The organism is Azorhizobium sp. AG788 (assembly GCF_943371865.1).
Lineage (GTDB): Bacteria > Pseudomonadota > Alphaproteobacteria > Rhizobiales > Xanthobacteraceae > Azorhizobium.
In genome coordinates this window covers 1-8,009 of record NZ_CALRWL010000091.1, presented here as the reverse complement: position 1 = coordinate 8,009, position 8,009 = coordinate 1, and the positions used below count along the sequence as shown (strand labels likewise).

7 protein-coding genes are annotated in these 8,009 nt (G+C 66.5%); 5 read left to right on the top strand and 2 right to left on the bottom strand.

All coding sequences use genetic code 11. The features are described from left to right. Window positions 1–1,292, bottom strand: a 1,292-nt coding sequence (locus AAG816_RS27090; protein WP_341992833.1) for a methyl-accepting chemotaxis protein, incomplete at its 3' end; no start/stop codon positions are given. A 729-nt stretch (window positions 1,293–2,021) separates the two neighbouring features. On the opposite strand from AAG816_RS27090, the gene AAG816_RS27085 reads away from it, so the two are divergent. The 3 genes from AAG816_RS27085 to AAG816_RS27075 all read left to right on the top strand — a co-directional run bounded on the left by AAG816_RS27085 (window position 2,022) and on the right by AAG816_RS27075 (window position 3,205). After that, on the top strand, window positions 2,022–2,291 hold the full coding sequence (locus AAG816_RS27085) for a CsbD family protein (RefSeq protein ID WP_341992832.1): 270 nt from the start codon (window positions 2,022–2,024) through the stop codon (window positions 2,289–2,291). A gap of 290 nt (window positions 2,292–2,581) precedes the next feature. Then, window positions 2,582–2,833 (top strand): hypothetical protein, encoded by a 252-nt coding sequence (locus AAG816_RS27080; protein WP_341992831.1) that lies wholly within the window; start codon window positions 2,582–2,584, stop codon window positions 2,831–2,833. Window positions 2,834–2,902: 69 nt separating this feature from the next. Further along, entirely contained in the window at window positions 2,903–3,205 is a 303-nt protein-coding gene (locus AAG816_RS27075) for a hypothetical protein (protein ID WP_341992830.1), read from the top strand. A 69-nt stretch (window positions 3,206–3,274) separates the two neighbouring features. Here the strand turns inward: AAG816_RS27075 and AAG816_RS27070 are convergent, their stop codons facing one another. Further along, entirely contained in the window at window positions 3,275–4,078 is an 804-nt protein-coding gene (locus AAG816_RS27070) for an IclR family transcriptional regulator (protein WP_341992829.1), read from the bottom strand. A gap of 160 nt (window positions 4,079–4,238) precedes the next feature. On the opposite strand from AAG816_RS27070, the gene AAG816_RS27065 reads away from it, so the two are divergent. Together AAG816_RS27065 and AAG816_RS27060 are read left to right on the top strand one after the other, a co-directional pair. Continuing rightward, window positions 4,239–6,311 carry a hydantoinase/oxoprolinase family protein gene (locus AAG816_RS27065; RefSeq protein ID WP_341992828.1) on the top strand — a complete coding sequence of 691 codons (2,073 nt, stop codon included), beginning with the start codon at window positions 4,239–4,241 and terminating at the stop codon, window positions 6,309–6,311. Beyond that, the gene (locus tag AAG816_RS27060; protein WP_341992827.1) at window positions 6,308–7,963 is read left to right on the top strand and encodes a hydantoinase B/oxoprolinase family protein; all 1,656 of its coding nucleotides are present in this window, start codon (window positions 6,308–6,310) and stop codon (window positions 7,961–7,963) included. The genes AAG816_RS27065 and AAG816_RS27060 overlap by 4 nt, the downstream gene beginning before the upstream one ends. Window positions 7,964–8,009 lie beyond the last annotated feature (46 nt).

Below are 8,009 nucleotides of genomic sequence, written 5' to 3'. Positions count from 1 at the left end.
CCCTTGCCCATCTCGCCGGCGCGGGCCGCCTCGATGGTGGCGTTCAAGGCCAGAAGATTGGTCTGGCTGGCGATGTTGGTGATCAGGATCACCACTTCGCCGATCTTGGCCGCCGACTGCGAGAGCTCGATGATCTCCGTCTGGGTGCGGGCGGTCTCTTCGGCGGCGGACGCGGCGATCTTGGCGGCGTGGGACACCTGCGAGCCGATCTCGCGGATGGAGGCGGTCATTTCCTCGGTGGAGGCGGCGACCGTCTGCACATTGTTGCTGGCTTCTTCGGCCGCGCCGCCCACGGCTTCCGCCTGGCGGGAGGTCTCCTCGGCGGTGGAGGCGAGATTGCGGGCCGCTTCCGACACTTCATTGGAGGACTGGGCGAAGGCGTTGGCGAGGGCGCCCATGCTGGCTTCGAACGTGCTGGCGATCTCGAGGCGCTCGTTGCGCACCTTCTCGGCGGAGCGCTGCTCCTGCAGGGCGGCATCAGCGCGCATCTTCTCGGCCTCGACCAGGCCGAGGCGGAAATCTTCCACGCTCTTGGCGATGGTGCCCACCTCGTCCTTGCGATCGGTGCTCGGCACGGTGACCGTGAGCGCGCCGCCCTGGATCTCGCCGATCACCGCCAGGATGTCGTTGATCGGCTTGACGATGCCGAAGCGGGTCACGAGGGCCGCGATCAGCAGCGCGGCAACCACGACGCAGCCCATCAGGATGTTGAGGAAGGTGACCGTGGACGCGGTGGCGGCTTCGAGGGTGACGAGGTTCTGCTTCGACTGGACCACGGCGTCGTCGATGATCTTGGAGATGGCGTCCACCTGGGTGCGCAGCGCCGGGTCGCAGTCATTCACCATCAGGCGCCCCGCCTTGACGATTTCGTCGGCCGAAGTCGTCGCCCGTGCCGCCTTGAGGGTGGGCCCGCACGCGCCAGACAAGGTGGCTTTGATGGCCGTAGAGACCTGGTCGATCTGCGGCACCAGGGCCGGCAGCAACGCCTTGGCATCCGTGACGCGGGTGTCCAAGGTCGCGACCGTCGTGCTGTAGCGCTGTTCCGCCGCCTTCACTTCGTCGGCGTTGGCGGCGATGACCAGTTGATAGATGGAGCGCTGCACGCCCACCAGCTGACGGTTCAACCGCGCGAGCTGGAGAAACCCGGCGTCTTCCTGCAACGCCTCTTCATACTTATGGGCGACCTGATCGATCTTCGTGCCTGAAAACAGGGTGCCGCCAATGGCGCAGGCGCCCAGCATCAAGATCAGGATGCCGATCTTGAACATGATCGGAAGATTTTTGAACGACATGGCTGCCCCCTTTGATGTGAAACGGGATGTGCGATCGCCGATCGACCACAGCCCCATTGAACGATGATGCTCACGCGGCGCCGTGCCGGATCGCGTTATGAAATGTTTCTTGTGAATCAGCGTGATCTGGCGGGCTTGCCTCAGACTTGCGTCATTGCAATCCAGAGGATGCCGCAGTTTCAATTTGCACCATTATGGAGCAATTTCAGCGACCGCCGCCGCGGCCGGGCATATGAGGCGGGTAGGATCGGCCGATGTTCGGCCCGAGATGTGCCCGCGGCGCCGACGTCCCGAAGGCGTTGCGCCCCTATTGCGCGCGACCGGGTCCGTCACGCCGTCGCATTTTACCACCGCGACGGGGGATCATCCTGAACGCACCACGCGTCCCGCAAATATATACACGCAAAACCGCGTATAAGTTCGGGACCAGATTCCGATTTACTAAAACAGACGCATCAAGATTGCGAGCAGTGCGGCTGAGCTGCCCATCACTGCGCCGTATCCGACGAATTCAACCATCATTTTCCCCCACGACATTGATTCTTCTCTCTTCATAATTCGTCGGGCTGCACTTTTCTCCTCCAACCCTTTCCGTTCTGGAGTGGTCGATGCGGGGACTCCTCCAGAACGAAGGGTGTTGCCCCCTTCGCCTGCGGCGCACGCGCCATGGGCCAAGGAACCTTCTGCGGGCTGGCCCGTTTCCCTGACGTCTGGCGATGGGAGCATGTGATGAATACGGACACGATGACGGGCGCGGCCAATGAAGTGGGCGGCCGGGTGAAGGAAGCTGCCGGAGCGCTGTCGGGCAGCGCGTCGCTGAAGGCCGAGGGCCTCTATGACCAGGCGGTCGGCGGCACGCAGCGGGCGTTCGGCGAAGCCAAGGACGTGGCGCAGGAAACCGGCCGTGCGGTCAGCCGCAAGGTGGAGCAGCAGCCGCTGCCGGCGATCCTCACCGCCGGCCTGATCGGCTTTGTGGTGGGCTTTCTGATCGCCCGCTGACTTCGCTTCGGCGCTCGAGACTGACCTTGCCTTCACGCCCGGCCCTGTGCCGGGCGTTTTCATGTGCGCCGGCCTCTGCCCCGTCGCATGGCGGCCCTATTCGTGCTGCCGCCGCGGCATGGGCACGGCAATCGTATGGCGAGATGGAACCATATGGTTGACGGGGTGTTGATATCCCGAACGCCACGCCAACGGTCAGGGTTGGCAAGCGTGCAGGTTTGAACTCAACGCATGCGGAAGACGGGAACCCGAAGCTGCGGGCCGCTTCCAGAACATCGGAGTACGACCAGATGGGCACCCATTCGGATCCTCGTTCGCTCACCTCCTCGCGCATCCTCATCGGGACCAAGGAGCGGGAAGTGACCTCGCTGGCCGACGTGCTCGGCTTCATCCGCGAGTGCGACGGCGATGCCCTCGCCGAGCTGCTGTCCAGCCAGGCGCAGGATGTGGATGCCACCGACGGCCAGGTGATCCTGGCGCTCAAGGGGCGGCTTGAAGCCTTCCGCCACGTCCTTGCCGAAGAAGCGGTGCCGAGCGCCTGAGCAAGTCCGATGTGGCGCGGAGCAAGGTTCCGGGCCGCAAGTCTTCCTCAATCAGCGAGACCTACCGTCATGACCGTTCACGTTGGCACACTCAGCGATCTGGATACCCCGCCCGCGCGGCAGGCAGCCGCGCGCCGGGTGCCGAACTGGGGCGCGTTCCTGTCGCGACCGATCCTGCTCGCCGACGGCGAGACCGTGCTGGAACGCTTGTGGGATGCCGCGGACGTGCTGCACCGCAAGCCCGCCTCCAGTGTCGAATTCCAGCTCTCGGACTCGTCCCTGATGCAGGCGGCGGCCTCGGGCAAGAAGACCGACATCACCGAAGCCACCACCCATCTGGAACGCTATCTGCGCTCCCACGCGCTGATCTGATCCGGCGGGACATGGTCCCGCTGGCCCAGCCGGCGCCCGGACACGGGCGCGGCCGGTCACGCCCCGACCTCAGCGCCCCTCCATGGCCGCGCTGGGCCGACGCAAGGTGGGATCGAACGGATTGAGCCGCGCGCCGATCTCGCTCGCCTCCCGCTTCAGCAGTTCGGCGATCACCTTGTTGCGCTCCGGCGTCATGCGGTCGGTGGTGCTGCCGACACTGAGCGCGGCCACCGCATGGCCCTCGCGCCCGAACACCGGCACCCCAAGGCCTGCCATGCCGGGGATGAGACCGGCGGCGCCGTCCGCATAGCCCTGCCCCCGCACCCGGGCGATCTCCGCGCGCAAAAAACCCTCGTCAAAGGCGGACAGTGCCCGCATTCGAGGCAGATTGTAGCGGATCACCTCATCCTGCTCGCCCTCGGGCAGGAAGGCGAGGATGGCCATGGCGCCCTGGCCGATGCCCAGCATGACCGTGCCGCCCACATCGCCGGTGAAGCTGCGAATCGGCAGCGGGCCACTGGAGCGATCGATGCACACCGCGTCGAACCCATTGCGCACCATCAGGAAAATCGTCTCGCCCAGGGCCGCGGTCAGGCGCAGCAGCGCCGGGCGGGCGAGGTCGCGCAGGTTCATGGGACTGCCGGCACTGGCCGCCAGCACGAACAGTTCCAGCCCCAGGCGATAGAGCTTGGCCTTGCTGTCATGCTCGACCACGCCCTCCTCCATCAGGCCATGCAACAGCCGATGCACGGTGGGACGCGGCAGATCAACGGCTTCCGCCAGATCTTTCAGCCGCACGCCCCGTCGCTCGGAGCGCGCCAACTGGCGCAACAGGGCGAAGATGCGGCTGGTTCCGGACGCGTTATCGACCATGAAGTCCACTCACCGATATTTTATAAAGACAATAGGACATAAAATTCCATTGGATGAAACTGTCTTCGAAACAAGCACATTGAATGGAATTTTTGCGCTTGCGCCAAGTCTGGTCTGGTTCCAGCCTAACAGCCACTGAAGTGAAATTGGGACCGTGATTATGGCTCGTTGGCGCGTCGGGGTGGATTCAGGCGGAACCTTCACGGACATCTGCCTGTTCGACGAGGACGATGGCCGGGTTGAGGTGTGGAAGGTGTCTTCCACGCCGGACGATCCGTCTCGTGGCATCGCCGAAGGCGTTGAACAGGGCATGCGCCGGGTGGTGCCGGATGCGGGCGATGCGCCCGCCGCCAGCGTGTCCTATTTCGGCCATGGCACCACCGTGGCCACCAATGCGCTGATCCAGCACAAGGGCGTCGCCACCGGGCTGATCACCACCGACGGCTTCCGCGACCTGCTGGAGATCGGCCGCCAGAAGCGTCCCGATCTCTACGACCTCTCCGCCGACAAGCCCCCGACCCTGGTGCCCCGCGCTCTGCGCATGGGCGTGCCGGAGCGGGTGCGCCAGGATGGCGAGATCGACCTGCCGCTGGACGAGGTGGCCATGCGCGCCGCCGCCCGCGAGCTGAAGAAGGCCGGCGTTGCCGCCATCGCGGTGAACTTCCTCTATGGCTTCGTGCGGCCCGAGCATGAGGCCCGCGCCGTGGAAATCCTGAAAGAGGAACATCCCGACGCCTTCATCTGCTCCGGCCATGAAGTCGCCCCCGAGTTCCGCGAGTTCGAGCGGCTCTCCACCGTGGTGCTGAACGCCTATCTCGGCCCGGTGATGAAGTCCTATATCGAGAAGCTCTCCCCGCGCCTCACCGCGCTGGGCATGACCGCGACGCCGCACCTCACCCAGTCCAACGGCGGCGTCATCGGCTTCTCCACCGCCGCCGCCATGCCGGTGCGCACCATCCTGTCCGGCCCCTCCACCGGGGTGGTCGCGGCGCAGGTGGTGGGCGAGCTGGCCGGCTTCCCGGACATCATCACCTTCGACATGGGCGGCACCTCCACCGACGTGGCGCTGCTCAAGGGCGGCGTGTGCAAGCTCACCTCGGAAGCCACCGTGCACGGCTATCCGCTGAAGGCCCCGATGCTGGACATCCACACCGTGGGTGCCGGCGGCGGCTCCATCGCCTTCGTGGATTCCGGCGGCTTCCTGAAGGTCGGCCCGCGCTCCTGCGGCGCCTTCCCGGGTCCGGTCTGCTACGACAAGGGCGCGGAAGAACCCGCCACCACCGACGCCAATGTGGTGCTCCAGACCCTGAACCCCACCCATCTGCTGGGCGGCCGCATGGCGGTACACCAGGATCTGGCGAAAGCAGCCATCGGCAAGCTGGCGGACAAATTGGGCCTCGGCGTCATGGAGACCGCGCAGGGCATCCTGTCGGTGGTCACCGCCAACATGGCGAAAGCCATCCGGGTGATCTCGGTGCAGCGCGGCCATGATCCGCGCGACTACACCATGATGGCCTTCGGCGGCGCAGGTCCCCTGCATGCGGCCCGGCTCGCCAAGGAGCTGGACATGCGCCGCGTGCTGGTGCCGCGCAATCCCGGCATCCTGTGCGCCATGGGCCTGCTGCTCACCGATTTGCGCGCCGATTTCGCCGCCACCAAGCTGATGCCGCTGGCGGACCGTTCCCGCCCGGCGGTGGAAGAAGCCTTCGCCGCCCTGGGCGCCCGGGCGCTGGCCTGGTTCGACCATGAAGAGATCGCCCCCGATGCCCGTCAGCTGACCCGCACCGTGGACATGCGCTACGCCGGGCAGAATTACGAACTCTCGGTGCCCCTGCCCGACGGCCCGGTGACCGCCACCAGCCTGGAGCATCTGGCCGAGGGCTTCGAAGAGGCCCATCGCCAGCGCTACGGCTTCATCGCCGATGGCGAGGCGGTGCAGATCGTCACCCTGCGGGTGGAAGCCGCCGGTCTCGTCAAGAAGGCGACGCTGAGGTCCTATCCTTCCGAGGGCCTGGATGCCTCGTCCGCCATCATCGGCAAGCGCGGCGTGTGGTTCCCCGAGGCCGGCGACTTCGTGCCGACCCCGATCTACGACCGCGAGGCGCTGAAATCCGGCAATCGCTTCTCCGGCCCGGCCATCGTCGAGCAGATGGACACCACCACGGTGGTGCCCCCCGGCATGACGGCCCGCGTCGATCCCTATCTCAATCTCATCCTCGAGGTGGTGGCATGACCTCCCTCAAGACCAGTCCCGCGCCCGCGCCGGCCCCCGTGCTCGATCCGATCACCGTGGAAGTGATCGGTGCCTCGCTCTCCTCCATCGTGGAAGAGACCGGCGAGGCGCTGATCCGCGCCTCCTATTCCACCAACATCAAGGAGCGGCGCGACTGCTCCACGGCGCTGTTCGACGCCGCCGGCAACACGCTGTGCCAGGCCGAGCACATCCCGATCCATCTGGGCAGCTTCATCGGCATCGTGCCGCATATCCTGAAGCTGCACCCCACCGCCGAGATGCAGCCCGGCGACGTGTTCGTGGGCAATGACGCCTATGCGGGCGGCGGCACCCATCTGCCGGACATCGTGCTGGCGGAGCCCATCTTCATCGACGGCGTCATCGTCGCCTGGACGGTGAATCTGGCCCATCACTCCGATTTCGCCGATCGCGGCCATGCCCATATCTATCAGGAAGGCCTGCGCATTCCCCCGGTACGGCTGTATCGGGCGGGCGAGCTCAACAAGGACGTGCAGGATCTGATCCTGCTCAATTGCCAGGTGCCGCGCGAGCGCCTGTCCGACCTGCGGGCGCAGATGGCGGCCAACCGGGTCGGCGTGCAGCGGTTCCAGGCGCTGTGCGCCAAGTATGGCACCGCCGTGGTGCTGGCGGCGGGCGATGCGCTGCTGGATTATGCCGAGCGCCGCATGCGCGCCGGCATCGCCGCCATTCCCGACGGCACCTATCGCTTTGCCGACGTGTTCGACAATTCCGAGATCGACGGCACCTTGCCGCTCAGCGTTGCCATCACCGTGGCCGGCGATTCCATGACGCTGGACTTCGATGCTCCGGACCAGATCCGCGCCGGCATCAACATGACCCACACCGCACTGCAGGCCACCGCTTATTATGTGGTCAAATCGGTGGTGGACCCCACCATCCTGCCCAATGCGGGCCTGGCCCGTCCGCTCACCGTCACCGCCCGCGCCGGCTCGGTGGTGAGCTGCGTGCATCCCGCCGCCGTCAACGGCCGGGTGCAGACCTGCCAGCGGGTGGCCGACCTGATCCTCGGCGCGCTGGCCCATGCGGTGCCGCACAAGGTCACCGCCTGCTCCAACAGCGCCTGCACGGTGGCCACCTTCATCGGCCAGCGCAAGGACACCGGCGCCATCTGGGTCTATCTGGAGACCATGGGCGGCGGCTCCGGCGCCCGGCATGACAAGGACGGGCTGGACGGCGTGCACGTCCACGTCACCAACACCTCCAATTTGCCCATCGAGGCGCTGGAGAGCGAATATCCGCTCACCGTGCTGCGCTACGAACTGGTGGACGGCTCCGGCGGCATCGGCCGCTTCCGCGGCGGCCTCGGCCTGCGCCGGGTCTATCGCGCCGATGAGGATTGCCGGGTGCGGGTGGACGTCTCGCGCCTGGAGTCCCGCAGCTGGGGCCTGGACGGCGGCGGCGCCGGCGGCCATGGCGGCGTGGAGTGCGGGCCGGGCGTGCTGCGCGAGCGCGACTGCCTCACCCTCAAGGCCGGCCAATGGTTCGCGGTGGTCAGCCCCGGTGCCGGCGGCTATGGCGCCCCGGAGGACCGCGAGCGCGCGGCCGTGACCCAGGACATCAGCGAGGGTGTCATCACCCTGGCCGGCGCCCGCGAGGCCTACGGCTACTGAACCGCCCGTTTGCCGGCTCCTGAGAGGTTGCCGGCAAACGGGTCGA